The following is an 881-nucleotide window of genomic DNA, read 5'->3' as shown; positions in this document are numbered from 1 at the left end:
GGGCGGGGTGGAGGTGGCGGCGGCCGATTCGGGCCGGGGGGTGCCGGAGCCGGTGTCGGCCGCCGCCGTGCACGCCGTGGTCAGGAGGAGGGCTCCCAGTGCCAGCGGCGCCCATCTGTGGGTGGTGCGGTTCACTGCGCTGTTCCTCGATGGGGTTGGTGGGACAGGCCGTATTCGTACGTGAGGAGGGCGCGGCCGTCGGGCGTGCGGGTCTCGCCCGCGTACCGCCAGCCGAGGCGCTCGTAGTAGCGGCCCGCGCCGTCGGGGCCGGCCGCTGTGACCAGGCTGATCCCGGCGCAGCCGGCCGTGGCGGCGTCCTGGGTGAAGCGGTGGACGAGCGCCGAACCCAGGCCGTAGGACCGGACGCGGCCGATGACGACGACGTGGGCCAGGACGGCCGTGACTCCGGCGCGGGGTATGGATTCGGCGGGCGTCGGTGCCGACGCCGGTCGGGGTCGGCCGGGGAGGAGTTTGCGCGCGTAACGGCCCAGGCGGGTCCGCATGAAGTGCAGGGCGAGTGCGGGGCGTGCGCAGAGCGACGCTCCGGCGCGCAGGGCGAGCCCGCGGCCGTGCGTGCGCACGAGATGTTGCCGGTGCGCGGCCGGGTCGGTCACGCCGACGAGGAAGCCGACCGGCACACCGTCGGCCTCGGCGATGTACGCCCGCGCGTGAGGGCTTGTCAGATAGGTGCGCGTGTAGGCCGTCAGATACCGCGGTCCGAGGCGGGCGAAGAAGCCGTCCGGGAAGTGCGCGCGGTGCTCGGCTACCACGAACGGCAGGTCCTCCGGCCCCATCGGCCGCAGTGCGCAGCCGAAGGGCAGCCCTCGGCTGGGGGTGCGCGATGTGGGGATGCGGCCGACAGGGCCGGAGGGGTTGAGGGC

General features: G+C 74.9%; 1 protein-coding gene. It reads right to left on the bottom strand.

Annotated elements, in window-relative coordinates; all coding sequences use genetic code 11:
• Positions 1-131: 131 nt before the first annotated feature.
• On the bottom strand, positions 132-881 hold a 750-nt coding region (locus G5C60_RS50790; protein WP_338146168.1), incomplete at its 5' end, for a GNAT family N-acetyltransferase.

The sequence above is a fragment of the Streptomyces scabichelini genome (assembly GCF_011045015.1).
Classification (GTDB): domain Bacteria; phylum Actinomycetota; class Actinomycetes; order Streptomycetales; family Streptomycetaceae; genus Streptomyces; species Streptomyces scabichelini.
The sequence above is the reverse complement of the archived record's forward strand: the minus strand, read 5'-3'. Positions and strand labels throughout refer to the sequence as shown.